The 23892-nt window shown below is 64.0% G+C and carries 26 protein-coding genes; 9 read left to right on the top strand and 17 right to left on the bottom strand.

Annotated features, from left to right (window positions below):
- Window positions 1–31: 31 nt before the first annotated feature.
- Window positions 32–958, bottom strand: coding sequence for a transcriptional regulator GcvA (gene gcvA / locus JGZ97_RS10020; RefSeq protein WP_207062492.1), 927 nt, complete (start codon window positions 956–958; stop codon window positions 32–34).
- Window positions 959–1162: 204 nt separating this feature from the next.
- Between gcvA and JGZ97_RS10015 the strand changes: the two genes are divergently transcribed.
- The 7 genes from JGZ97_RS10015 to JGZ97_RS09985 all read left to right on the top strand — a co-directional run bounded on the left by JGZ97_RS10015 (window position 1163) and on the right by JGZ97_RS09985 (window position 8572).
- Entirely contained in the window at window positions 1163–1342 is a 180-nt protein-coding gene (locus tag JGZ97_RS10015) for an RSP_7527 family protein (protein ID WP_207062467.1), read from the top strand.
- 81 nt (window positions 1343–1423) lie between these two features.
- On the top strand, window positions 1424–1954 hold the full coding sequence (locus JGZ97_RS10010; RefSeq protein WP_207062466.1) for a hypothetical protein: 531 nt from the start codon (window positions 1424–1426) through the stop codon (window positions 1952–1954).
- 175 nt (window positions 1955–2129) lie between these two features.
- Window positions 2130–2552, top strand: coding sequence for a rhodanese-like domain-containing protein (locus tag JGZ97_RS10005; RefSeq protein WP_207062465.1), 423 nt, complete (start codon window positions 2130–2132; stop codon window positions 2550–2552).
- A 62-nt stretch (window positions 2553–2614) separates the two neighbouring features.
- Window positions 2615–4471, top strand: a complete 1857-nt coding sequence (locus JGZ97_RS10000; protein WP_207062464.1) for a methyl-accepting chemotaxis protein — start codon at window positions 2615–2617, stop codon at window positions 4469–4471.
- A 214-nt stretch (window positions 4472–4685) separates the two neighbouring features.
- Entirely contained in the window at window positions 4686–5873 is a 1188-nt protein-coding gene (locus JGZ97_RS18490; RefSeq protein ID WP_207062463.1) for a GGDEF domain-containing protein, read from the top strand.
- Complete coding sequence (mnmC, locus tag JGZ97_RS09990; RefSeq protein WP_207062462.1) at window positions 5873–7855, top strand: bifunctional tRNA (5-methylaminomethyl-2-thiouridine)(34)-methyltransferase MnmD/FAD-dependent 5-carboxymethylaminomethyl-2-thiouridine(34) oxidoreductase MnmC; 1983 nt, start codon at window positions 5873–5875, stop codon at window positions 7853–7855. The genes JGZ97_RS18490 and mnmC overlap by 1 nt, the downstream gene beginning before the upstream one ends.
- Window positions 7856–7927: 72 nt before the next feature.
- Window positions 7928–8572: an HPP family protein gene (locus JGZ97_RS09985; protein ID WP_207062461.1), complete on the top strand. Its 645-nt coding sequence runs from the start codon at window positions 7928–7930 to the stop codon at window positions 8570–8572.
- Window positions 8573–8596: 24 nt separating this feature from the next.
- Here JGZ97_RS09985 and JGZ97_RS09980 read toward each other — a convergent pair whose 3' ends face one another.
- From JGZ97_RS09980 to ccmA, 9 genes are all read right to left on the bottom strand, one after another.
- The gene (locus JGZ97_RS09980; protein WP_207062460.1) at window positions 8597–9253 is read right to left on the bottom strand and encodes a DUF4126 domain-containing protein; all 657 of its coding nucleotides are present in this window, start codon (window positions 9251–9253) and stop codon (window positions 8597–8599) included.
- A gap of 299 nt (window positions 9254–9552) precedes the next feature.
- Window positions 9553–9789: a YheU family protein gene (locus tag JGZ97_RS09975; RefSeq protein ID WP_207062459.1), complete on the bottom strand. Its 237-nt coding sequence runs from the start codon at window positions 9787–9789 to the stop codon at window positions 9553–9555.
- Entirely contained in the window at window positions 9789–11816 is a 2028-nt protein-coding gene (gene ligA, locus JGZ97_RS09970; protein WP_207062458.1) for an NAD-dependent DNA ligase LigA, read from the bottom strand. The genes JGZ97_RS09975 and ligA overlap by 1 nt, the downstream gene beginning before the upstream one ends.
- Window positions 11817–11863: 47 nt before the next feature.
- Window positions 11864–13555, bottom strand: coding sequence for a cell division protein ZipA (zipA, locus tag JGZ97_RS09965; protein WP_207062457.1), 1692 nt, complete (start codon window positions 13553–13555; stop codon window positions 11864–11866).
- A 122-nt stretch (window positions 13556–13677) separates the two neighbouring features.
- Window positions 13678–14139: a cytochrome c-type biogenesis protein gene (locus JGZ97_RS09960; protein ID WP_207062491.1), complete on the bottom strand. Its 462-nt coding sequence runs from the start codon at window positions 14137–14139 to the stop codon at window positions 13678–13680.
- 17 nt (window positions 14140–14156) lie between these two features.
- Window positions 14157–14348: a heme exporter protein CcmD gene (gene ccmD / locus JGZ97_RS09955; protein ID WP_207062456.1), complete on the bottom strand. Its 192-nt coding sequence runs from the start codon at window positions 14346–14348 to the stop codon at window positions 14157–14159.
- Complete coding sequence (locus JGZ97_RS09950; protein ID WP_242521657.1) at window positions 14348–15103, bottom strand: heme ABC transporter permease; 756 nt, start codon at window positions 15101–15103, stop codon at window positions 14348–14350. The genes ccmD and JGZ97_RS09950 overlap by 1 nt, the downstream gene beginning before the upstream one ends.
- A gap of 14 nt (window positions 15104–15117) precedes the next feature.
- Window positions 15118–15795 (bottom strand): heme exporter protein CcmB, encoded by a 678-nt coding sequence (gene ccmB / locus JGZ97_RS09945; RefSeq protein ID WP_207062489.1) that lies wholly within the window; start codon window positions 15793–15795, stop codon window positions 15118–15120.
- 13 nt (window positions 15796–15808) lie between these two features.
- Window positions 15809–16456 carry a cytochrome c biogenesis heme-transporting ATPase CcmA gene (gene ccmA / locus JGZ97_RS09940; RefSeq protein WP_207062455.1) on the bottom strand — a complete coding sequence of 216 codons (648 nt, stop codon included), beginning with the start codon at window positions 16454–16456 and terminating at the stop codon, window positions 15809–15811.
- A gap of 221 nt (window positions 16457–16677) precedes the next feature.
- Here ccmA and JGZ97_RS18485 point away from each other — a divergent pair, with 221 nt between their 5' ends.
- A complete protein-coding gene (locus JGZ97_RS18485) occupies window positions 16678–18192 on the top strand; it encodes a flagellar hook-length control protein FliK (RefSeq protein ID WP_207062454.1) in 1515 nt (504 codons plus the stop codon).
- Window positions 18189–18476 (top strand): EscU/YscU/HrcU family type III secretion system export apparatus switch protein, encoded by a 288-nt coding sequence (locus JGZ97_RS09930; RefSeq protein WP_207062453.1) that lies wholly within the window; start codon window positions 18189–18191, stop codon window positions 18474–18476. Before JGZ97_RS18485 ends, JGZ97_RS09930 begins: the two co-directional genes overlap by 4 nt.
- Before the next feature lie 15 nt (window positions 18477–18491).
- Here the strand turns inward: JGZ97_RS09930 and JGZ97_RS09925 are convergent, their stop codons facing one another.
- The 7 genes from JGZ97_RS09925 to JGZ97_RS09895 are packed head-to-tail and all read right to left on the bottom strand — an operon-like array spanning window position 18492 to window position 23842.
- Entirely contained in the window at window positions 18492–18905 is a 414-nt protein-coding gene (locus JGZ97_RS09925) for a DUF2802 domain-containing protein (RefSeq protein WP_370584035.1), read from the bottom strand.
- Window positions 18906–18926: 21 nt separating this feature from the next.
- Window positions 18927–19406 carry a chemotaxis protein CheW gene (locus tag JGZ97_RS09920; protein ID WP_207062452.1) on the bottom strand — a complete coding sequence of 160 codons (480 nt, stop codon included), beginning with the start codon at window positions 19404–19406 and terminating at the stop codon, window positions 18927–18929.
- Between the two features lie 41 nt (window positions 19407–19447).
- Window positions 19448–20197: a chemotaxis protein CheW gene (locus JGZ97_RS09915; RefSeq protein WP_207062451.1), complete on the bottom strand. Its 750-nt coding sequence runs from the start codon at window positions 20195–20197 to the stop codon at window positions 19448–19450.
- A 16-nt stretch (window positions 20198–20213) separates the two neighbouring features.
- Window positions 20214–21005 (bottom strand): ParA family protein, encoded by a 792-nt coding sequence (locus JGZ97_RS09910; RefSeq protein WP_207062450.1) that lies wholly within the window; start codon window positions 21003–21005, stop codon window positions 20214–20216.
- A 15-nt stretch (window positions 21006–21020) separates the two neighbouring features.
- Window positions 21021–21965, bottom strand: a complete 945-nt coding sequence (motD, locus tag JGZ97_RS09905; RefSeq protein WP_207062449.1) for a flagellar motor protein MotD — start codon at window positions 21963–21965, stop codon at window positions 21021–21023.
- A 12-nt stretch (window positions 21966–21977) separates the two neighbouring features.
- Window positions 21978–22718 (bottom strand): flagellar motor protein, encoded by a 741-nt coding sequence (locus JGZ97_RS09900; protein ID WP_207062448.1) that lies wholly within the window; start codon window positions 22716–22718, stop codon window positions 21978–21980.
- Entirely contained in the window at window positions 22718–23842 is a 1125-nt protein-coding gene (locus JGZ97_RS09895; RefSeq protein ID WP_207062447.1) for a chemotaxis response regulator protein-glutamate methylesterase, read from the bottom strand. Before JGZ97_RS09895 ends, JGZ97_RS09900 begins: the two co-directional genes overlap by 1 nt.
- Window positions 23843–23892 lie beyond the last annotated feature (50 nt).

Here is a 23892-nt window from a genome sequence, read left to right as displayed (position 1 = left end):
CGCGCCTCCTCCCTGGGGCCACTCTTGCAGTTTAGGATGAAGCGGGAAGAGGCATCACCTCCAACCCTTTATCTCCAGCCTCCACCTCTTCCAGAATCCACTCTTTGAACGCTTTCATGCCATGGCTCAGGGGGCGGTCCTTGGGCCAGACCAGGTAAAAAGCGCTCTGGGTATCCATGGAGATATCAAAGGGGACAACCAGCTCACCGCTGCGCAGCTCCTTGTAAACCAGCTTACGGTCCGCCAGGGCGATCCCCAACCCCTCCACCGCCGCGCCTGTCGCCAGGGAGGTGCTGGAAAAGCGCAGGTCCTTGCCGAAGCCGACCTCGTCTATACCGGCCGAGCGCAGCCAGGCGCGCCACTCGTCCATTCGGGTGCTGACATGGATAAGGGTGTGGTGACGCAGGTCGTCAGGGGTTCGCAGGGGGCGCCGGCCATCAAGCAGCCGGGGGCTGCAAACCGGCACCACGGACATCCCCAGCAGAAAGTGCGACTCGCCCCCGTCCCAGTCGCCGCGCCCGTAACGCACCGCCATGTCGATGTCGGACTGGTTGAAGTCCACCTCCGCCAGCGAGGCGCTCATCCTTAATTCCACATCGGCATAGCGTTCCTGAAAGTGCCCCAGGCGCGGCATCAGCCAACGGGTCAGGAACGCCGGGGAGACGCTCAGGGTTACGGCGCCGGCGTTAGGGTTAGCCACCAGGCGCCGGGTGGCGCTGTCGATTTCATCAAGGGCATGCTCAATCGCCGGCAGGTACTTTTCCCCCGCCGCCGTCAGCTCCACACGGCGCTTGCTGCGCCGAAAGAGTTTCAGGTCGAGAAACTGTTCCAGGGTTTTCACCTGGTGGCTAATCGCCGAAGGCGTTACGAAAAGCTCATCGGCAGCCTGGTTGAAACTGCCGTGACGTGCCGCCGCCTCAAAAGAGCGCAATGCGTTTAAAGGAGGGAGGCGTCGGATGGCGAGCTCCTTTGATTAGATTTATTCATCTGTTAACTGAAAAAGGATCGTTTGTTAATCAATCCATACAACTTTAGCATAACACCCGTAATCACCGGCACAAAGAGCGCTATAGCGTTATCAAGAGCCACGAGCAGGTTGCTCCGCTTGCAACCCCTTATATTTATCCTCCGCCTATAGATGAGTTTTTTGGAGTACTTAGCCATGGCAAACGAAATCAAACCTCTGAGCAACGACCCCATCGATATTCTTGCCTACCGCCGGATGGCTTCTCAGGCCCGGGCAGAGGCCATCGCCGAAGGCTTCAAGGCGCTGCGCGGCTGGATCAAAGCACGCCTGTCATCCACTCGGCCGGTTTCTGGCGCTTACCGCTACGGCCACTGAGGCTAGCTCAACGGGCAGAAATCAGACGCGCACGCCCTGCTTAAGCTAAGCTCAGGGCGAAGCCCCCAAAGGCAGCGCGATATGAAACGGCTTTATTATCTGGCCGATGAGCTCTCCGCTCTCGGCCCCCTCGGGGATGACCTGCAGACCGCCGGCGTCACCCACTGGCACTACCATGTGCTCAGCCGCGACGAGCAGGGTCTCTACCGCCACCACATCCATTCAGTCAACCCCATACAAAGGCGCGATATCGTCCATTGCGGCGAGCAGGGCGCGCTGATCGGCGCCGGCGCCGGGATTGCCCTGGGCAGCCTCCTGTTACTCCTGAACCCGCCGGGCTTTCCCATGGACCTTAAAATGTTTGCGGTGATCAGCCTCACCTGCTGCCTGCTGGGCATCTGGATCGGCAGCTTTGGCGGGGTGCGGCACGAGAACTACAAACTGGCCCGCTTCCACAAGGCGGTAGAAGCCGGCAGGCACCTGGTGATGATCGATATTCGAAGGCACCAGGAGGTCCAAGTGAAAGCGCTGCTGGAACGCCACTACCCCGGGCTGCAGCCAGCCGGCGAAGGCTCCTCGTTCAGTAACCCCTTGCAGGACCAGGAGTCCTGAATTCGGACTCGTCCACCGTTTTTAAGGAAAGGAATAAAAAAACCTTTTTATATTCCTAAAGAGCCCCTTTACTAAATTAATTCATCCCGGTTTATTGCTCTGCATCAAAAACCTCTCTCACCATACGTGTATAGAATGGAGGCCCTATTACAACGCACGCTATGGAGCTACTCACATGGAAAAAGTCCTCTCCCCCCTGTTCATGGTTGCAATGCTGTTCGCCTCCCTGGTGGCCAACGCTGGCGAAATCCAGCCCATGACCATCCCCGGCGCCATGACCGTCAACGCCGAAGAGCTGATCGAGCTGGCCGGTGAGCTGGACGACCTGGTGATCGTCGATGCCCGCGGCCAGGGCGACTACGACAAAGGACACCTGCCCGAGGTGGTCCGAATCAAGAATACCGAAGTGACCGCCGAAACCCTGGCGGCCAACATTCCCGCCAAGGACACCCCCGTCGCCTTCTACTGCAACGGCGAAACCTGCGACCGCAGCGCCGACGCCGTCGCCAAGGCCCACGCCGAAGGCTACAGCAAGCTCTTCTGGTTCCGCGGCGGCATTGCCGAGTGGAAGGAAAAAGGCTACCCCGTCGAAATGTAACGATTCCTCGTGGGCAGGGACGCCCCTCCTTCAACACCTCACCAACATTCCGGGGTGAAGCCATGCGCCTTGAGCGATTCTCGATCAAATCCGTCACCATCGGGCTGTTGCTGTTAATCGGTCTGCTTTCTCTCGCCACTTCCCTCTTCGTCAGCGACCGCTTCTTCAAGTCGGCGGTGACCACCCAGAAGGCTACCCTTGAGCGGGTCGTTGACGTCGCCGCCAGTGACATTTTTCTTCAAATTCAGGAGCTCGGCTCAGAAATGGGCGCCGTCATCGCCAAGAACAAGGCGGTGCGGACCGGCATCAGCAAACAGCAGCGCAGCCAGCTGCCCGCCACACTGGATGACTTCTTCGCCCAGGCCTACGTGACCGGCGGCATTGTGGATCTGGCCAAGATCCGGGTCTACGATGCCGAAGGGCGTTTTATCGCCCAGAGCAGCCGTGGCGAGGGGAACCTGGCCCGCGAACTGCCCGCCCCCATCAGCCAGCAGCTGGCCCAGCGCAGCGGCGCCGAGCGGATGAAGCTGGCCTACGCCACCTGGACCCAGAACGGCGACAGTTACCACAGCACCCTGGCCCCCAGCGGCGGCCTGCGCCTGGCAGGCTACGTAGAGGTGGTCCTCAAGCCCAGCCACAACCTGCGCCATGTGGAAGAGCTGATCCACGCTCCGATTAAAATCACCTCCCAACGGGGCGAACAGTTCTACCAGAGCCCCAACTGGAGTGCGACGCTCGAACAAGGTCACGCCTTTGAGGTCGACTACACCGTCGTCGACGACAGCGGCACCCCCGGGCTGGTACTGACCGCGCTGGAAGACAACAGCGCCTTCATCCAGCAGACCCGCACCACCGAGTACACCGGCATCGCCCTGATGCTGGGCATTGTCCTCGTATCCACCCTGCTGGCGATCATTCTGCTGCAGCGCCAGGTCTTCCGCCCCATGAAAGCGATCACCGAGGAGATGCAGCAGTGCGCCAAGGGCGACCTGACCCGCGTCATCACCCCCTGCGGCCTGCGCGAAACCCGGGACATCGCCTCGGCCCTCAAGGGCATGGTGGAGCAGCTGCGCGAGCAGGTCCGGGCCATCGACCAGAGCGCCGAGCAAGTCGCCCAGTCCAGCGCCCATATCTCCCAGATCGCCGGTCAGACCCGCCAGCACTCCGATCATCAAAAGCAGGAGGTGCAGCAGTCCGCCACCTCCATCAACGAGATGACCGCGACCGCCGGCGAAGTGGCCCGCGGCGCCCAGGAGGCAGAAACCGCGGCCCACGAAACCCAGGCCGCGGCGGATCGCGGCACCGAGGTTGTCTCCCGGTCCATTGAAATGGTCAGCGCGCTGGCCGATGACGTGAACACGGCCTCCCAGTCCATGACCAGCCTAGCCGGGGATGTGGACAACATCGGCTCCATCCTCGACGTTATCCGCGGCATCGCCGAACAGACCAACCTGCTGGCACTGAATGCCGCCATCGAGGCGGCCCGGGCCGGCGACCAGGGGCGCGGTTTTGCCGTGGTCGCCGACGAGGTGCGCAGCCTTGCGGCCCGCACCCAGGAGTCCACGGAAGAGATCCAGTCCATGATCGAGCGCCTGCAAAACGGTACCGAAAGCTCGGTGAAGGTGATGGAGGCCAGCGCCCGCCAGGCCGAGGCCAGCGTCGAGCAGATCAACGCCGCCGGCACCGCCCTGCAGGAGATCAAGGCGGCGGCGGACCAGATCAGTGCCGCCAACACCCAGATCGCCAGCGCCGCCGAGGAGCAGAGCGCGGTGGCCGAAGAGATCAACCGCAGCGTCTCCTCGGTCAACGACGCCGCATCCGAGCTTGCCAGCGGCTGCGGCCAGATGAGCAGCGCCTCCGAGCAGCTCAAGGCAGCCTCCGTCACAATGCGCGAACTGGTGTCACAGTTCCGCACCTGAGGCACACCGTCTGGGGGGCGCACCCGCTTCGCCCCCAGACGGTGACTTATCCCAATTTAGCTGGAAAAACGGCGCAAAATCCTGCAAAATCACCGGCTTCTTCGGATCGTTGCCGCCGGTGGTTCAATCTCCCCGCCAAGGCGCTTAAGCGGAGTGCAAGCTTGGGGTAACGACCAGAGTTTCAGTATCCCTGAGTCACCCCCGAGAGCAACACGTGCAGCAAAGCCGCCCCCCCTCCAACGAGCATCCGACCTGGGATCGTCGCCAAGACCCTGCGGCGCCTCGCACCACCAAGCAGCAGTTCCTGCAACGAATCAAGCAGGAATACTTTCTGGACATCCTGCGCGCCCGGGCCCACAGCGAGCACTTCCGCCACACCCGTGCCCAGTACATCAGCAACCGGGCCCGCTCCATCGCCTTTATCCTCGCGTTGCTGATTCCCGCCTGGATTGCCATTGACGCCGCCTACCTGCCGCGCCAGCAACTGCAAGTGATCGCGCTAATGCGCCTGGTTACCGGCGGCGCCTGCCTGCTCCTTGGGTTGTGGTCTGCGCAGAGTCACCGACTCTGGATCTCCCGGTTTAAGCTGGCGCTGCTGGTGCTGATTCCGTCTGTGTTTCAAACGGCGGCCTACCTCTACCTGGTGGCGTCACCGCTGACCTCGATCCCTGCCGGCTACCACTTCTTTCCCTTCCTGATCATTACGCTGGGCGCCATCTTTCCGCTTACGATTCTGGAAGGTGGCCACCTCGCGGCTTTCGTGGTTGCGCTCTACGTAGGGACCGCCCATTACCTAGGCGAGATGTTTACCCTGCACACGCTCAACGACATCTGGCTGCTGGTCCTGCTGGCATTGGTGGCGGGCTGGGCGTCGCTGACCCAGCTGACCATGCTCATGCGCCTGTACCGACAGGCCAACCGTGACCCGCTCACCGGCCTGGCCAACCGCCGCTCGCTGATGACCTTCCTCAAGCGGGAGGCCGAACACTGCCAGAGCCAAGAGGTCGCACTGAGCGTCATGCTGTTCGACCTGGACAAGTTTAAGCGCGTCAACGACCAGTACGGACACGCCGTCGGCGACAAGGTGCTCAAGGCCTTCTCGAAGCTGGCGGTAGAGCAGTCACGCCAGGAAGACCTTGTGGGTCGCTTCGGCGGCGAGGAGTTTCTGATGATACTGCACAACACCCCCCTCGCCGGCGCCCAGCGTATCGGGGAACGCCTGCGCCAGGCCTGCATGAACGAATCGATCGAGGTTGAAGGCGGCGAACCGTTCTCCTTCACCACCAGCATCGGCATCGCCCAACTGCAGCCCGAGGAGTCCCTGGAGCAGTTGCTCAAGCGGGTGGACGAGGCGCTCTACGCCGCCAAGCGCGGCGGCCGCAACCGGATCGCACTGGCCTGATGAACAACGACCGCCAGCACCGCCTGGAACCGGCGACCATCAACTGGGACCCGGAGGGACAGCCCCTGGCCAACGCCTACCAGGACGTCTACTTCTCCCGCAGCAACGGCCTGGCGGAAACGCGCTACGTGTTTCTCGAGCACAACCATCTGCCCACCCGTTGGCATACGTTACCCGAAGGGGCGCGGTTCTGTATCGCAGAGACCGGTTTCGGCACCGGGCTCAACTTCCTTGCCACCTGGCAGGCCTGGACCGAAAACGCGCCGGCAAAAGCCAGGCTGCACTTTATCTCGGTGGAAAAACATCCATTGAGCGCAAAAGACCTGGGGCGCGCCCTGGCGCTCTGGCCGGAGCTTGAGCCCCAGGCCCGCGCCCTGCTGGCCCAGTACCCGCCGCCCTGCCAAGGCTTTCACCAGCTGGCATTCGACGCCGGGCGGATTCAACTCACCCTGCTCTACGGCGAAGCCGCCGAATGCTTCGCCCAATTGGATGGCCGTGTCGACGCCTGGTTTCTGGACGGCTTTGCCCCTGCAAAAAACCCTGCCATGTGGAGCGCCCCCCTGTTCGAGCAGATCGCCCGCCTGAGTAGCGACAACGCCACTTTCAGCACCTTTACCGCCGCCGGCGCCGTCCGCAGGGGGCTGCAGGCCGCCGGTTTCACCGTTGAAAAGGTGCCCGGCTTTGGACATAAGCGGGAAATGCTGCGCGGCCGGCGAACCGACGCTGCAGCTGCCGTCGCCCACTGGGCACAACGTCCCGCCGTGACCCCAAGCCGGCACGCCCTGGTGATCGGCGCCGGTATCGCCGGCGCCAGCGCCGCCTACGCCTTGGCCCGACGGGGGCTTTCGGTCACCGTTCTGGACGCAGGCAACGGGCCGGCCAGCGGGGCCTCCGGCAATCCGCAGGGCATTCTCTATACCAAGCTGCCCGCCACCCCCACTCAGGAGAGCCGCATTCACCTCAGCGGCTACCTGTTCAGCCTGCGCCTGCTCAAAACCGCGCTGGGTGCCTCCAGCCCGGACTGGAGCAGCTGCGGCCTGCTGCAGCTGGCGGGCGATACTGCGGCCGCGCAGCGCCACGAGCAGCTGATTGCCCGCGGCCACTACCCCGACGAGCTGGTCCGCCAGGTAAGCCGTGCCCAGGCAGAAACCCTGGCCGGAGTGGCACTGGCCCAGCCCGGGCTCTACTTCCCCGACGGCGGCTGGGTGCATCCGCCCGCCCTGTGCCGTGCGTTGCTGGCCCACGAGAACATCCAGTGTCGATACGGAATCAGCGTTGACCGGCTGATCAAGCAGGAACACGGCGGCTGGGCTCTGTACGACGCCGCCGGCGAAGTCATCGAACAGGCCCCTCTGGTCGTGGTCGCCACGGCGGCGGAGGCCCGGCGCCTCGCGCCGCTGGACACCCTGCCGCTCAAGCCGATCCGCGGCCAGGTCAGCCATTTCAACGCGCCCCCGGGGCCGGCGCTGAAAACCGTGCTCTGCGGCAAGGGCTATATCGCCCCCCCGCGGGGGCAGCGCTACTGTTTCGGCGCCACCTTCGATCTGCATAGCCAGGAAACGGCCGTGCGGGCCGAAGACCACCGGCACAACCTCGACCGGGTGCAGGAGCTCTGCCCGGACCTGGGTGCGCATTTAGCTGCCACGGCGGATGACCAGCGCCGGGGGCGGGTGGGCTTTCGCTGCAGCAGCCCCGACTACCTGCCCCTGGCCGGTGCCGTGGTCGATCACGACGCCTTTATCGACCAGTATGCCGCCCTACGCCGGGATGCCAAGGCCACGGTGGAAGGCTCCCCCCCCCACCTGCCGGGGCTTTTTGTCAGCCTCGGCCACGGCTCCAAGGGGCTGACCACAGCCCCCTTGTGCGGGGAACTGGTGGCGGCGCTGGCCTGCGGCGACCCCCTGCCCCTGGAACAACGCCTGGCGCAGGCACTGAACCCCGCCCGCTTTTTGTTTAAGAATCTGAGCCGCCGGACGATATAGAGGTCATAGGGTAGTGGAGAAGGCCCCAGGGCCTGCTTCAGGGTTGGACACACCAGGGCAACGGACCAGCATATGGCACTCGTCGTATACGATCAGGGAACACGAATCCAGACCCCCGTCAGCTCGCTGTTTTCACAGCGTGGCGTGGAGCAACTGACCCAGCTGCAGCGCGCCCGAGGTATTCCCTCCAGCGAGGACCGGGTGGAGGCGCCCGGCCCCCGTAACGAGGAGCAGCGACGCTTCAGTCAGGCGCAACGCGCCTACCAGCAGACGGAGCAGCTGAGCCGCCCCGCCCCAACCCTGCGCCCCCTGCCGGTGGCCAAGATCATGACCGCGCCGGTATTCACCATCGCCGCGGGCGCCGCCATCACCGAGGCCTGGCGACTGCTCGAAGAGCACCAGGTGCGTCATCTTGCGGTGCTCAATGCCGAGGGGCGGCTCTTTGGGGTCCTCTCCGAATATGACCTGCTGCGACGCAGCGCACTGGTGAACATGGATGGACCGACGCGGGCCCAGCTCAGCATCGACGGCGCCTACTCAACACAGCTGATCGTTGCCACCCCCGACACCGAAGTACGACAGATCGCCCTGACCTTTATGGAGCGGCGCATCGGCTGCATGCCCATCATGGACGAGGACGAACTGGCCGGAATCGTCACCCGCAGCGACCTGCTCCACCTGATTACCAACGAGGCGGACCTGAGCCAGTGGGCCTGAGTCCGGCTGCTTTTCCTGATCCGGCTATTTTCGTGGCAGGGCGGGAGGCTCCTCGGGAGGCAGAGGCGGTTGCGGCTGGCGGCTGAAAAGGCGCTTGAGGTAAGCCGCCACTCCCTTGATGCCGCGCCAGATCTTGGGCAGCAGCCAGATCAGCAGAATGATGAACAAAACCAGCCCCAGCAGGAACCAGCCGGGGTAGTTCAGGGCCGTCCAGAGTCCGCCGATGACCAGCAGGTCCTCACCGATAGAGGCCGTCCAGTTGCTGACCGGCTCCGGGGAGGTATTGATCATGACCCGGCTGCCGGCCTTAAGGGCATGACTGCCCGCCGCCATGCTCCCGCCCACGATCGCCGCCGCCACCTCCACCGCCGGACCCAGCTCCCCCACCGCGCCGGCGGCAAGGGCAGCCCCGGCCGGAATCCGGACAAAGGTATGCAGCCCGTCCCAGCCGGTATCGACCCCGGGCACCTTGTCGGCAAAAAATTCAACGGCATACATAAACCCGGCGGCTATGATCACCAGCGGGTCGGCGAGCACCGTCAAATCCGGCGGCAGGGTCAGGTGCCCCATGTTGGAGAGCAGCCCCAGCATCAGCAGGGTGGCGTAAAGATTGATGCCGCTGGCCCAGGCCACACCCATGGTGAGCGCCAGGGTAGCGGTGATCTGATCAAGCTGTTCCATGGATTCTCCCAGGCCGCCCTGAGCGGCGTATTACTCTAAGGGTATACAGCGCCGGCGGCCCGCCGCCAGCTTTTTGCCCCGCCCCGGTCTAACGTTGTGCCCACCCGCCGACTTCGCGGCTGGCCTGACGGATCAGGGCAGTCGGGCCTTGGAAGGCCTCGTTTCGGGAGTTCATCGGGATAGGACGGCCGCGTTTGAAATCGCCCTGGGCCGGTTTCGCCGCCACTGGGCCCAATCCACCTCAACCCAACCCAGCTCAACCCAGCTCAACCCAAGCCCCATGCCTTCACGGGACTCCGTTAACGGGCCTCGCGCAGCCGCTCCCGGTAGTCATCCATGCTAAGAATGGTGCAACACTCAAGGTAGGTATCGAAGTAGAGCACCGCCTCGCCCCGCTCCAGCTGACGCCGGACTTGCTCGGTTTTCTCTTCCAGGGAGCACTCCACGGCGCCGTAGTCGGTTCCGTCGCGGGTGACAAACTCTTCGATCACCCCGATGAGCGCCTCAGCGCTCAACTGGTCCGGTGGAATTCGCATCAGGCTTGCTCCAGCAGCTCGAGTAAAGCCACCTCGTCGATCACCGCGATCCCCAGGGACTCCGCCTTGGCCAGCTTGGAACCGGCACCGGGGCCGGCCACCACGCAATCGGTCTTCTTGGAGACGCTCCCCGCCACCTTGGCCCCCAGCGCCTGCAGACGCTGCTTGGCCTCATCACGGGTCAGTTGCTCGAGGGTGCCGGTCAACACATAGGTCTTGCCCGCCAGCGGTTGCTCCACCTTCGGCATGATCTCGACCGCCGGCCAATGAACGCCCGCGCCCTGCAGCTGCTCGAGGGTCTCTAGGTTGTGGGGCTGTTGAAAGAACACCGCCACGTGCTGAGCCACCACCGGTCCCACGTCGGGAACCGCCTGCAGGGCCTGCTCATCGGCGCGGCTGATGGCCTCGAGGGTGCCGAAGTGATTGACCAGGGCCACGGCAGTCGCCTCCCCCACCTCGCGAATACCCAACGCATAGAGGAACCGCGGCAGGGTGGTGGTTTTGCTTGCCTCGATCGCCTGCAGCAGGTTCTCTGCCGACTTGTCCCCCATCCGTTCCATGCCCGCGACCCGGGGATGCTCGAGGCGGTAAAGGTCGGCCAGCTGCTCGATCTGGCCGCTGTCCACCAGAGCGTCCACCAGTTTGTCTCCCAAGCCGTCGATATCCATGGCCCGACGGGAAGCAAAATGCTTGATCGCCCGCTTGCGCTGCGCCCCGCAACTGACCCCGCCGCTGCAGCGGGCCGCTGCTTCGCCCTCGGTCCGCTCGACCTCTGCGCCACACACCGGGCAGTGTGCGGGAAGCTCAATTTTGACGGCGTCGGCAGGACGGCGCTCCAGCACCACCCGCACCACCTGGGGGATCACATCGCCGGCGCGGCGCACGATCACGGTGTCGCCGATACGGGCATCGAGGCGGGCGACCTCGTCCATGTTGTGCAGGGTGGCGTTACTGACCGTCACCCCGCCCACGAACACCGGCTTGAGCCGGGCCACGGGGGTCACCGCGCCGGTCCGGCCCACCTGAAACTCGACCCCCTGCAACAGGGTCAACTCCTCCTGGGCCGGAAACTTGTGGGCAATGGCCCAGCGCGGTGCGCGGGAGACAAACCCCAGGCGACGCTGCAGGCCAAGATCGTCGACCTTGAACACGATGCCGTCGATCTCGTAGGGAAGCCCGTTACGCTTCTCGGCGAGACGCTGGTAGTACTCAAGGCAGGCCTCGATACCGCAGACCCTGGCCATCTCCGGGTTGGTGCGCAGGCCCCACTCGCGCAGTCGGGTGAGGGTTTCCACCTGCCCCCCCGCAAGAGCCTCGCCTTCCACCAGCCCCACCCCGTAAACGCAAAGCTCCAGCGGGCGCTCGGCGGTAATGCGCGGATCCAGCTGCCGCAGACTACCGGCGGCGGCATTGCGCGGATTCACGAAGGGCTTCTCGCCCCGCGACCGCGCCCGCTCGTTGATCGCCTCGAAACCGGCCTTGGGCAGGTAGATCTCGCCGCGGATCTCCAGCCGGGCCGGCCAGCCGTCGCCGCGCAGCCGCAACGGCACGCTGTGCACCGTGCGCACGTTCTGGGTGATGTCTTCGCCGGTGGTGCCGTCACCCCGGGTCGCGCCCCTGACCAGGACCCCGTTCTCGTAGAGCAGGCTGACGGCGATCCCGTCGAGCTTGGGCTCGCAGGCGTAGTCGATGGGCGTCTCCAGCCCCATCTCCAGGCGCTGGTGGATACGACGGTCGAAATCGCGCAAGGAGGCCTCGTCAAAGGCGTTGTCGAGGGAGAGCATCGGCTGCTCGTGGCGCACTTCAGGGAATGCGCTCAGGGGCGAGGCCCCCACCCGCTGGGTAGGCGAGTCGGGGGTAACCCGATCGGGGTGCTCGGCTTCCAGCGCCTTTAAACGCTGAAACAGACGGTCGTACTCGGCGTCCGGGATTGAGGGGTCATCGAGCACGTAATAACGGTAATTATGCTCCTGCAACGACTCGCGCAGTTGCGCCAGTTCGGCATCAAGGGAGAGGGTGTCGGTCATTTTGGCTTCGGGGTTGGAAGGGGCGCCGCCAAGGCGGCCCCCTGGAATCAGGCGCGCCGTGTCAGGCGACGGCGCTCGAAGTCTCGAATGCGCTGCCGGCAATGCTCAATGGTCTGCGGGCGCATGCTGCTGCGGTTCTCGTCTTTGAGCTCGCCATTCAGGTTGTCAGCCACGCACTGGGCCGTGGCCAGCATGCAGTCAAAGGCATTGGCCAGATCCCGGGGCTCACCCATATGGAGAAAGAACGTCACCGCCGGCGTGGAAAACGCCTCGGCCTTTTCCGGGTCGAAGGTGCCGGGCTTCACGGCATTGGCCATGCTGAACTGAATCGGCCCCTTGCCTCCCGGCTCCTCGTGGCGGTGAAAGATCGCCATATCGCCGAACGTCAGATCGCAGGCCGCAAGCAGCTTGAACAGCTTACTCCCCTGGAACGGCGCCTGCTTGGCCGCTACCGACACCACCAGTACGTCATCCGGTGCCTCGACGTCGGTCTCGCCATTGGCGGCCTTGCTGGGGGACTCACCGGCCTTGACGTTAGCTTTGGCTTTAGGCTTACCCTTCGACTTTGATGCGGCCCGCGACTGGGGAGGCAGCTCGGGCTCGGGCGCCAATCCCGGATGTTCATCAAAGATATTGATCTGAATCTCTGGCAGCCCCCGGCGAAGCTTTTTCTTCTTCGGCGGGCGACCGCGCTTGCCAGGTTTTTGATCCCGCACCGGCTCTTCGAAGGTGGGCTCGATCTTTTTCTCCGACTCCTGGGTCACGGGCCCGGAAAACACCACCGCCGGGGTTTCTACCGGGGGCGCAGACGCCACTTCCCCGGTTCGGTTTTCAGCAACCTCTTCGGCAGGCTCATCACCGTCAGCAGATGCGGACGGCGCTTTTACGGGAGACGACTCGGCCCCCTGCTGGGAGGCCTCGTTGACGACATCCACTTTCTCCTCAGTCGAGGCGGCGCCGACACGGGAGGCCATCTGCGCCATCAGCTCAGGCACCGGTTTACTCAAGTCCAGGTCATCCCCTGGGGTCGGCACTCCGGCCAGGGTCACCTTGGGGGGGGTGGGGGTGGGGGTGGGACTGGCTTCAGCTTCAGCTGCAGCGGGCTGCTCGGCAGATTGCAACTCAGCCGTGGCCGGCGCGTTATTGACCGACTCATCAACCGCTTCCTCGGCCAGGGCGATATCCTCAGGCAGCGCCTGCTCCACCGATTCAAAGGCCGAGTCGCTCTGGGCAGTCTCCCGGCGGGCCACCTCGGCAGGTTTAGCCGGTCGCGGCCTGCCAACGGCTTCGCCGTCGCCCAGCGAAAGCATCTCGGCGTCGTCAAGTTCCGCGTAGGAGCCGTGGTCGCGCCCGTTAAGAGCGGGCTTCTCCTCCTCGGTGAGCCAACTATCCGCACCCTCACCCACCCCCTTGAGGTCGGCCATCAGCAGATCGATCTCATCGTCAACGGCCGGCTCGGCCACACGCTTTCCCGGCCCGCCCGGTTGCCGCTCGGCGGGCTCTTCAAGCACAGGTTCTTCGGAGAAGGACGGTCCCCGGGACGCGACCAGAGGGTCCAGGGCACGCCGGGCGCCGCCGTTGGGCAGCTCGGCGCTGAGGTCAGGTTCAGGCAGATCGCCCAGGCTTTTATCAATATCCAAGCGCAGGCGACCACGCTTTTTAAGCCGCCGAACGCCGTCGAGAACGACCAGCAGCAGCACCAACGCTCCGCCGACCATTAACCAGTCACGTAAACTCATAACCAGACCAATCGCTGTTACCCGAAAACGACGCCCATTGTATCCAAATCCCCGCCCGGGGGGCAGGGGTAGCTAAGGCTGCCGATGTAAAAAGCGGGTCGGGTGGCGGCCGTTGATAACGGCTAGCGCTCCTCGTCTATCAGTTTGCGCAGACGTTCACGCTCCTCGGCCGAGACCTCCACCTGCGGTTTGCCCTGGCCCGCCCGTCGTCGGCGGCTGATCACCACCACCACGGCCAGCCCGACCAGCAGCAGCACCACCGGTCCGAACCAGAGCAGCGCGGTGGAGCTGTCCCGCCGGGGCACGTAATTCACGAAGTCGCCGTAGCGTGCCACCATGAAGTCCACCACGTCCTGCTTGGTCTGCCCCTCTTCCAGCATGCGGTGAATCTCGCGCCGCATATCGGCCGCAATGGGGGCGTTGGAGTCTGCCAGGTTGTTGTTCTGACACTTGGGACAGCGCAGCACGGCGGTTAGCTCTTTGAAACGCTCGCGGTTGGCCTCGTTTTTAAACTCGTAGGTCTCGATCACCGCCTGCGCGGACAGCGCGGTCAGCAGCAGGGCCATGGCCACAAGCAATTGCAGGGGACGTTGCAACATCCTTAACTCTCCTTCCCGGCAGCGCGGCGTTCGCGACGCAGACGCCGGGCCTGCTCGGACAAAAACTGTTTTTTCGCCATCAAAGGGCTGATCACGTTGAAGCCGATGATGACCGACGCCAGAGCATAACAGGCCCAGACGTAGGGGCCGTGCCCGCCCATGGCGAGGAATTCACTAAAACTGTCAAAGTACATCAGCTCGCCTCCACCAGTTGCTGGACCCAGCCCGAACGCCGCTCCCGGCGCAACACCTCCGCCCGGGTCCGCAGCATCAGCGCCACCGCGAAGAAACAGTAGAAACCCAGCACCATCAGAATCAGCGGCAGGTACATCTCCGGCGGCATCGCCGGCTTCTCAGTCACCTTGAACGTCGAGGGCTGGTGCAGGGTGTTCCACCACTCCACGGAGTATTTGATGATCGGAATATTGACCAGCCCCACCAGCGCCAGCACGGCCCCGGCCTGACCGGCCTTCACTTCGTTTTCGATCGCCGAGTAGAGCACGTAGACGCCGATATAGAGGAACAGCAGGATCAGCATCGAGGTCAGTCGGGCATCCCAGACCCACCAGGCCCCCCAGGTGGGTTTACCCCAGATGGCGCCGGTGGCCAGGGCGAGCACGGCCAGGGTGGCGCCGATGGGGGCACAGCTCTTGGCCACCATGTCCGCCACTTTCATTTTCCAGATCAGATTGATCGCTCCGGCCACCGCCATCAGCATATACGCCGACTGGGCCAGCACCGCCGAAGGCACGTGCACATAGATAATCCGGAAACTGTTGCCCTGCTGGTAATCCGCGGGGGCAAACGCCAGCCCCCAGACCGCGCCGATGACCAGCAGCAAGACCGCCGGAATCGCGAACCAGGGCAGCAGACGATCGCTGATATCGTAGAACCAGCGGGGGGATCCCAGCTGGTAGAACCATTTAGGCATTTTCCATTTTTTTGCCATAAGTCTGCTCTTAATTAATTGCTCACACTGATTCGTAGGGCAGCGGCGATAGCCAGAGGCGCCAGGACCAGCCCCAGGGCCAGAATCGCCCCCAGAATCGCCAGGTAACCACCGATCGCCAGGCCGTTGGCAGCCGCCATCACCGCCCCTGTGCCGAAAATCAACACAGGGATATAAAGCGGCAGCACCAACAGGGTAATCAACACACCACCTTTACGCAGCCCCACCGTCAGCGCCGCGCCTATGGCGCCGATCAAGCTAAGGGTGGGAGTTCCCAGCAGCAGCGTCAAGACAAGGGGCCCGAAGCCGGCGTCCGGTAGAAACAGCATCACCCCCAGCAAGGGTGCCAGCACAATGAGCGGAAACCCGCTCACCAGCCAGTGGGCCAGCACCTTCGCCACCACCAGCAGCGCCAGGGGCTGGGGCGTCAGCAGCATCTGCTCCAGGGAGCCGTCGTCAAAATCGGAGCGGAACAGGCTGTCCATGGACAACAGGGTCGAGAGCAACGCGGCCACCCAGACCACACCGGCGGCCACCTCGGACAAAAATGCCGGATCCGGGCTGACGCCCAGAGGGAAAAGTGACGCCACCATGACGAAAAAAGCGAGCGGGCTGACCAGATCGTTGCGGCGCCGGTAAGCCAGGAGGATATCGCGCCTGAGGGTGTACCAGAATACGCGACTCAGGGACATTTGCGGTTCAGTCTTAGTCACTGGCAGCCTCCTCCGCCAATGCCCCCAGTGTAATCTTGCGCACCCGTTCGTCGATCCCCAGCTCGTGGTGGGTGGTCAGGATGACGGTGCCACCGCGCTCGGCGTGGCTGGCAATCAGCGCCTCTTGTTTGGCCACACCGCGCTTGTCGATGGCAGTAAAAGGCTCATCGAGAATCCACAAAGGCGCCTGACTCAGGTAAAGGCGAGCCAGGCTGACCCGGCGATTCTGTCCCGCCGACAGCGAGTGGCAGGGCACATCCTCGTAACCGTAAAGGCCGACCTCGTAGAGTGCGTCGCTAATGCCGTCGGGGTCTGTCAGCGGGTGCAGGGCGCTATACCAGCGCAGGTTCTCCTCAGGGGTGAGCACCGCCTTGATGCCCGCCTGATGGCCGAAATAGAGCAAGGAGTTGAAGAAATCGTCGCGGACGCTGGCAATGGGTTCTCCGCGCCAGAACAGATCCCCTTCCCAGGCACAGGAGAGACCGCTGAGCAGACGCAGGAGCGTGGTTTTACCGCTGCCGTTGGGGCCCTCCACCTGAACGATTTCTCCGGGAGCGATGGCAAAACTGAGCCCTTCAAAGAGTACGCGCTCGTCCCGTTCGCAGAACAGATCCTTGGCTTCAAGCAGGGGTGTGGACAAAAGCCTGGCTACCTTCTGAAAGCCCGCCCCCTCGGGAGCGGTTCCTTAACTCGTGAAATCAGAGCATTATATACGACAGACCCGGCCATGACAGCCTGGGCCGGCAATCCCCCCTAAAATAGAAGGGTGAGACGCCGACAGCCCCAGCCACCCCGGCCGCAATCGGGAGGTCTTTTATCGACCCTTTAAATAACAGCGGTCTGCAACAAGTCACAGCGGAAGTGCGCACCGGCTTCAACCGCCTGCAATCCCTGTTGCAAATCGGGCAAAGCAGCAACGCCCGGGTGGTGGATGTGCGCCCCCAGGCGCCGGCGACGTCTGCGCCCAAGGCTCCCGCCACCCGCTCCGCTGCCCCAGCGCCGGCCGAGCCACCGCGAACCGGGACAAGCTCGCCGCCGGTTCAGACCGAACAGATCGGCTACCGCGTGAAGTTGAACCTGCAGGGCCGCCTCTACGAAGTCTTCACGCCGCGCCCCCTCACGGTCGGCACCGAAGTACGGGTGACCCGGGAGAGCGGCGACCGGATTCTGGTCACGCTACCCAGGGAAACAGCGGCGACTCCGCCCCGGCAGCCGGCCCCGGTAACCCCCGAAGCACCGATCGTGCGCGTGCGCGCCACGCCTCCCCAAGGCCAGGCGGTTCCGGGCCTGGCGATTGGCGAAACCGCCACCGCCCGGGTGGTCCGGGTACTGCTGGAAACCGCGCTGAGCAACCAGGCAGGCCGCCCGGCGGGTGCGCCCAACACCGCAGCCCCCTCAAGCCTCTCAGTGCCAGGATACCGGGTGCAGCTGTCCCTGGCCGGCCGCACCCTTGAACTCAGCCTGCCGGAGCCCCCCCGCGTCGGCAGCCAGGTAAAGTTGGGGCTGAACAGCGCGGGCAGCCTGATCGCAGAGTTTCCCTCCGTAAAGGCCCAGGCGGTAGAGCAGGCCTTACGCCAACACCTGCCCCAACAACAGCCGCCCCACCAGCTGCTTAACCTGCTGAGCGACGCGCAACAGAGCGGCCAGTTGCAGCGGGCGCAGCCGCTGCTGCTGAACCTAGTCCAACTGCTGCTGGGACGCGCCCTGAGCACCCCCCAGCGGGCAGATGCCGAGGGCGTGAGGCAGCAGCTGCTTAACAGCGGCACGGTGCTGGAGAACCGCCTGGCGCGAGGCGACACCCAGGCGATACAGCAAGATCAGAAAGCCCTGCTGCTCCGCCTGAGCCAGGCACTGCAGGGCGGCAACCAGCGCGAGCTGCCGCCGGCGCTTGGCGAGCGCATGACCCAGATGACCCGCGAAGCGATCAGCCGGGTGCTGGTCAACCAGGTCACCAGCCTGGGTCGACAGGCGGCAGAACCCGGCGCCGAGCCCGGACGCACCCTGGCCCTGGACATTCCCGTACTCTGGCAAGGCCAGAACGAGAACATTCAACTGCGCATTCAACGAGAAACAGACGATGACGGGACCGGCGCAGAAATCGAGCGCGCCCGCTGGCAGGTGCGCCTCGAGTTCGCCATGGCCGATATGCCACCGCTGGGGGTCGTATTGACCCTGGAGGCGGGCCGGATCAGTGTCCTCTGGCGGGGAGAGCAGGGCGCGCGCCAACTGCTGGAGCCGCACCTGGAGAGTCTGCACGAGCGGCTGCAAAGCCTGGGGCTGGAGGTGGGCGCCCTGGGTGTGCGCGACGCCCCCTTTGAAAAGACCGCTGCGGAACCGGCGGCGCCCTACCGGCCACTGATCAATATAAAGACATGAAAAAGAACGAGCCTGATCCCCGTCGCCGCGCCGTCGCCCTCACCTATGACAAGGAGCGCGCGCCCTATGTCTCAGCCAAGGGCCAGGGGCTGATCGCTGATGAGATTATTCGGGTTGCCAGAGAGCACGGCGTGCTGCTGCACGAGGACCCGGCGCTGGTTGAGTCGCTGGCCGTGCTTGAGCTGGGGCAGGAGATTCCGGCGGCGCTCTACCAGGCAATCGCCGAGGTCATCGCCTTTGCCTACAGTCTGCGCCCGGACAAGGAGCTCGACCTGGAACAATAGGCGATTTAGCCCAACTCAGCGCTTGGATTCCAGCGACGGGGCGGCCTTGATCTCACGATGCAGCAGCGCCATCAACTCCGCCTCGGGACGGGCGATGCCGCAGTTGGCGACCAGGTCATCCACGTCCGCCCCCATCTCCATGAGTTTGGCGGCCTGATTGTAGGCCAGCGCGCCGGGATCGCGGTTTTCCAGCTCCTGCTGCTTCTCGGCGGTGATATTCAGACGGCCTTCCACCTGCTTGAGGCGTCGGCCGACGCCGATAGCGCCACTGTTCATCACCCGAATTTCGTTACGTAACACGTTTACCAGCGCCTGATACTTGCGCTGGTTCTCGGCCAGTTTGCGGTGTGCACTCCAGGCAAGGGCGAAGGCGCTCGCGGCAAGCAGCGCAACACCGGCGAGCAGCATCCAAAGCAGGGGGGAAAACACGGAAAAAGCCGGTCCTCACGCCTAGAGCATGGCGATTTCGGACCACTCCTCCTCACTCATCAGCTTTTGCAGATCCACCAGGATCAGCAGGCGGTTGTCCTTGTGGCACACGCCCTGGATAAACTTGGCACTCTCCTCGGTACCAACGTTGGGGGCCTGCTCGATCTCGGACTGGTTGAGGTAAACCACTTCCGACACGGCATCGACCAGAATGCCGACTACCTGACCGCCGACTTCAATCACCACGATCCGGGAATGGTCGGTGACCTCGGTCGCGGGGAGCCCAAAGCGCTGGCGGGTGTCGATCACGGTCACCACGTTGCCCCGCAGGTTGATGATCCCCAGCACATAGGCAGGCGCGCCGGGCACCGGTGCCACTTCGGTATAGCGCAGCACCTCCTGCACCTGCATCACGTTGATGCCGTAGGTCTCTTCCGCAAGACGGAAGGTTACCCACTGGAGTACCGGATCTTCCGCTCCACCGTGAGTGTTGATATCCATTAAAACTCCTCGCTTGGACTGGGCGTTCGCAGCGCCCCTCGTCATTTCAGATTACCGCCGTTGCGACTGTCCTGGTCAACCAGCCGCACCAGGGCGGCGACATCCATGATGGCGCACATGTGTTCAATCACCGTCCCCGCCAGCCAAGGCCTGCGGCCGCGGTCGGTGCGCCAGCTGACCTGGTCGGGCTCAAGGCTGATGGCGTCCGCCACCTCGTGGCAGGTCATGCCCCATTCACTGCCCTGCATCAGGATCACGTATTTCAACTGTTCCCGGGACGCCGGGTCATAACGCTCGGGCATCACCCAGCGGGCCGTATCAATGGCCTTGACTGTACCCTCGGACTTGGAGCGCAGCAAGCCCAGGAACCAGTCCGGCTGACCGAACAGGGGCGTCAGCTCCTGATCCAGGCTCAGCACCCCGCCCAGCTCCACCAGCGGCACCGCCAGGGTCAGGCCCGACACCCGGAACAGCAGGCACTCGAACTTGCGCTGCGCCCAGGCCGGCCGCCCGTCGATCCAGCCGTCCTCGGGCGGGGCCGGCGGCGCGGGTACCACGACCGCATCCTCGGCGACAGCGGGGGCAGACACGGCCGGTGCAACCTGGGGAGCCTCCGGTATGGCCGGAGCCGGAATTGGCGCCGGGGCCGGGGGTTCAGGCTCCCGAGCCCGGGTGGTGGCATCCAGCAACAGACCATCCAGGTATTCCTGCACCGCCCGCTGCGGGGAGATCGTTTCCACCGTGGTGGTCTGGGGCGCGGCGGACCGAGCCTTCATCTTCGAATTACTCATGGTGGCTGGGGCCTGCTCAGGGCTGTACCTGCTCCTCACGCTCAATTTGCAGTAAAGAACGCATCAGCATGGCGTACGCCCGGACCCCGTGGGTGCTGGGGTCCAGCGCCGAGGGGACCACCCCCCGCGTGCTGGCGTTGCGGAACTTGGTGTCAACAGGAATCACCGCCTGCGCGATCTCGTCAGGATAGCGCTGCTTGATGACCCGCAGGCTCTGCACCGAGGCCTGAGTGCGGCGATCAAAAAAGGTGGGAAGTATATAGTAATCGAGCTTGCGGCTCCTCGCCCGGTTGATCATGGTCAGGGTTCGCACCATACGCTCGAGCCCCTTGATGGCGAGAAACTCGGTCTGCACCGGCACCAGCAGGCGCTCGCAGGCCGCCAGGGCATTGACCATCAGCACCCCGAGGACGGGCGGACTGTCGATCAGCACATAGTCAAAGCGGTCCCAAAGGTGGGTCAGGGCACGGGACACCACCAACCCCATGCCATCGCTGCCCACAGCCCTACGCTCCAGGGTCGCCATGGCGGTCGACGCCGGGATCAGGTTAATGCGGTCGTGGCTGGTGTTGAGCAGCAGGTTGGGCGGCAGGGAAGCGGGCACCTTGCCTTCGTGCTGGAACAGGTCATAGGCACTGTGCTCCAGCTGGTCGGGGTCATAACCGAAATAACTGGTCAGCGAGCCGTGGGGATCCAGGTCCAGCAACAGCACGTCAAAGCCCTGATCGGCCAGCAGGCCCGCGAGGGTCACCCCGGTGGTGGTTTTCCCTACGCCCCCTTTCTGATTGGCTACCGCCCAGATATGCACCCTAAACCCCTTTTATTATGGCTCTGGCTGTGAAGATTCCGGATCCCGCGTAAAGAGAACCCCCTGCTCGGTCTCAACCTGTTGGATCGCCCCCGCAGGCGCCTCCGGCGCAGGCTCGGCTTTAATTTCCAAGATAGTGCGCACCGCCTCCTCGCTCACCGTTTCGCTGCCAAAGGCCCCCAGGGCGCGCCGCACCTGTTCATCCCGGGACACGATGACCTTCACTCGACGGTTCATCGCGCGCCCGCGCGGGGTGAGGTTGCTGACCTTGGGGCGGTACTCCCCGAAACCGATCGCAGCCATGCGCTCGGGGTTTACACCGTAGTGGGCCAGCGCCCGCACCACCCCGGCAGCCCGGGCCGCGGACAGTTCCCAGTTGGAAGGGAAGCGCTCGGTATCAATCGGCTGGTTGTCGGTGAAGCCTTCCACCTGCAACGGGTTGTCGTAAGGTTTGAGAATTTCAGCCAGCGCCTCGAGCAGCGGATCCGCCGCCATCGTCGGGGCGGCGTTGCCGCTGGGAAAGAGAATGCCCGAGGCGATCTCGATTTCCACCCAGAGCCGGTTGGCCGAGACCGACAACTGGCCGTCGTCTATCAGCTCCTGAAACTGCTTCTTGGCATCGGCCTGAATCTGCAACAATTCCAGGTCCTCGTCACTCATCGCCTGGGGCAGCTTCTGGTAAACCGCGGAACGCTGCGCCGGGCGCTGATCCAGCAGGCCGATATCGCGGCTCACCTGGGGCTGCGCCAGATCCCCAATCGGAATCGGATCAAAGGTATACTCCACCCCCCGGAACACCCCCTGCAGGGACTCGGAGAGCACCCGGTACTTGCCCTCGTTGACGGCGGAGATGGAGTACATCACCACGAAGAAGGCGAACAGCAGGGTAATGAAATCGGCGTAGGAGACCACCCAGCGATCCGGGTGAATTTCCTGTCGAGCCGGACGCCGCCTAGCCATGGCCGCCCCCACTCACTTGAGGTAGCCCTCCAGCTTGACCCGGATCGCCCCCGGATTGTGGCCTTGGACGATGGCCAGCATACCGTCCAGCATCATCTCCCGGTACTGGTACTGGCGGAAAACGATGGAACGCAGCTTACTGGCCACCGGGAGGAAAAAAAGGTTGGCGATGCCCACACCATAGATGGTGGACACGAACGCGGTGGCAATACCAAGCCCCAGGCTGGTAGGGTTGCCCAGGTTCGTCATCACGTGGATCAGCCCCATGACCGCACCGATAATCCCGATGGTAGGCGCGTATCCCCCCATGCTTTCGTAAAAGCGAATCGCCTGCAGATCGCGCTGCTCGCAGACGTTGACCTCGACCTCCATGATCTCTCTCACCACCTCCGGCTCGCCGCCGTCAGCAATCAGCTGCAAGCCCTTGCGCAGAAAAGGATCATTTTCCAGCTCGCCCTGCTTTTCCAACCCCAGCAGGCCGTAGCGGCGGGCGTGCACACTCCACCCCACCACCTTTTCGATGCCACGGTTAAAGTCGAGCCGTGGCGGCCCGAAAATCCACCGGAACAGCCCCAGTGCCCGCTGCAGGTCGACCAGGGGTGTCTGCAGCAACGCGGCACCCAGGGTGCCGCCAAAAACGATGATGGCCGCGGCCCCATTAAAGAGGGTGCTCAAGCTCCCCCCTTCGAAAAGGCTGCCGCCGAGAATCGCCAGCAGGGCCAGAATCAGGCCGAATAGACTAAGCCGGTCCATCAGCGACCCAGCGCCGTGGTCAGGGCGCTGCCCACTTCGGAAAGGTCCAGCACCAGGTCCTGCAGCTGGGCCTGGACTATGGCCTGGGGCATGCCGTAAATGACACAGCTGGCCTCGTTCTGGGCCCAGACCTGGGATCCGGTGCGCTTGAGCAGCCTTGCCCCTTCCCGACCGTCGGCCCCCATTCCGGTGAGGACGATACCCAGAACCTTGCCGGGCATCTGCTTGGCGGCCGAGCCAAAGGTGATATCGACGCTGGGCTTGTAATTGAGGCGCGCATCGCCTTCGAGAACGCGCACCCGTCCCCCGCCACGACTCTCCACCATCATCTGCTGGCCACCCGGGGCCAGCAGCACCACCCCTGGCTGTAAGCGGTCACCGTCAACCGCTTCCCGGACTTCCAGGGCGCACTGCTGGTTGAGACGTTCGGCAAAGGCGCCGGTAAATGCCTTGGGCATGTGCTGCACCACCAGGATGGGGACGGGAAAACTGGCCGGCAACTGGGTCAGCACTTTCTGGATTGCCACCGGCCCGCCGGTGGACGTACCGAACACCACCAGTGAACAGCGGTCGCGCAGGTTGGGTATCTTGGCTTTTGCCGGGGGCCGGGCCGGCTCCGCAATGGGCGCCGCTGGCTGCCTGAGCCCGGCGCCAGTTCCCAAAGGGCGGCGCGGCGGAGGCGTAATCGCGGGAGCAGCCCGCCCTGGGCCTCGGAGCGAGCCCGGGTGGCTACGGGATACGGTCAGGATACGCTCGATCAGCACCTGCTCCAGGCTTCCCTTGCCGGGCGCCATCTGCTCGTAACTTTTGGGCAGGTAATCCACGGCCCCTGCTTCCAGGGCCTCAAGGGTAATGCGCGCCCCCTCGTAGGTGAGAGAGGAGAACATCAGAACCGGGGTCGGCGCCACCCGCATGATTTCCGTTAGCGCCGCGATGCCGTTCATGACCGGCATCTCGTAGTCCATGGTTATTACGTCGGGGCGTAGCTGCCGCGCCTTGTCGATGGCGACCTTGCCATTCTCGGCGGTGCCGACCACGGTGACCCGCGGATCGGCGTTCAGAATCGCGCTGACCCGCTGCCGAAAGAAAGCCGAATCATCGACAACCAGTACGCTTACCGGCATAGGACTGCTCCCAAAAACGGTCTAGCCGCCGAGGCGGCTAGACCACGCCC

The sequence above is a fragment of the Motiliproteus sp. SC1-56 genome (assembly GCF_017309075.1).
GTDB lineage: Bacteria > Pseudomonadota > Gammaproteobacteria > Pseudomonadales > Balneatricaceae > Motiliproteus.
The sequence above is the reverse complement of the archived record's forward strand: the minus strand, read 5'-3'. Positions and strand labels throughout refer to the sequence as shown.

Coding starts and splice junctions, on each gene's coding strand:
- JGZ97_RS10015 (WP_207062467.1), top strand. CDS start 1,163: ATGGCAAACGAAATCAAACCTCTGAGCAACGACCCCATCGATATTCTT.
- ccmD (WP_207062456.1), bottom strand. CDS start 14,348: ATGTACTTTGACAGTTTTAGTGAATTCCTCGCCATGGGCGGGCACGGC.
- JGZ97_RS09985 (WP_207062461.1), top strand. CDS start 7,928: ATGGCACTCGTCGTATACGATCAGGGAACACGAATCCAGACCCCCGTC.
- JGZ97_RS10000 (WP_207062464.1), top strand. CDS start 2,615: ATGCGCCTTGAGCGATTCTCGATCAAATCCGTCACCATCGGGCTGTTG.
- JGZ97_RS09950 (WP_242521657.1), bottom strand. CDS start 15,103: ATGGCAAAAAAATGGAAAATGCCTAAATGGTTCTACCAGCTGGGATCC.
- JGZ97_RS09895 (WP_207062447.1), bottom strand. CDS start 23,842: ATGCCGGTAAGCGTACTGGTTGTCGATGATTCGGCTTTCTTTCGGCAG.
- ccmB (WP_207062489.1), bottom strand. CDS start 15,795: ATGTCCCTGAGTCGCGTATTCTGGTACACCCTCAGGCGCGATATCCTC.
- JGZ97_RS09930 (WP_207062453.1), top strand. CDS start 18,189: ATGAAAAAGAACGAGCCTGATCCCCGTCGCCGCGCCGTCGCCCTCACC.
- JGZ97_RS09980 (WP_207062460.1), bottom strand. CDS start 9,253: ATGGAACAGCTTGATCAGATCACCGCTACCCTGGCGCTCACCATGGGT.
- JGZ97_RS09920 (WP_207062452.1), bottom strand. CDS start 19,406: ATGGATATCAACACTCACGGTGGAGCGGAAGATCCGGTACTCCAGTGG.
- mnmC (WP_207062462.1), top strand. CDS start 5,873: ATGAACAACGACCGCCAGCACCGCCTGGAACCGGCGACCATCAACTGG.
- JGZ97_RS09975 (WP_207062459.1), bottom strand. CDS start 9,789: ATGCGAATTCCACCGGACCAGTTGAGCGCTGAGGCGCTCATCGGGGTG.
- JGZ97_RS10010 (WP_207062466.1), top strand. CDS start 1,424: ATGAAACGGCTTTATTATCTGGCCGATGAGCTCTCCGCTCTCGGCCCC.
- motD (WP_207062449.1), bottom strand. CDS start 21,965: ATGGCTAGGCGGCGTCCGGCTCGACAGGAAATTCACCCGGATCGCTGG.
- zipA (WP_207062457.1), bottom strand. CDS start 13,555: ATGAGTTTACGTGACTGGTTAATGGTCGGCGGAGCGTTGGTGCTGCTG.
- JGZ97_RS09915 (WP_207062451.1), bottom strand. CDS start 20,197: ATGAGTAATTCGAAGATGAAGGCTCGGTCCGCCGCGCCCCAGACCACC.
- ligA (WP_207062458.1), bottom strand. CDS start 11,816: ATGACCGACACCCTCTCCCTTGATGCCGAACTGGCGCAACTGCGCGAG.
- JGZ97_RS09900 (WP_207062448.1), bottom strand. CDS start 22,718: ATGGACCGGCTTAGTCTATTCGGCCTGATTCTGGCCCTGCTGGCGATT.
- JGZ97_RS10005 (WP_207062465.1), top strand. CDS start 2,130: ATGGAAAAAGTCCTCTCCCCCCTGTTCATGGTTGCAATGCTGTTCGCC.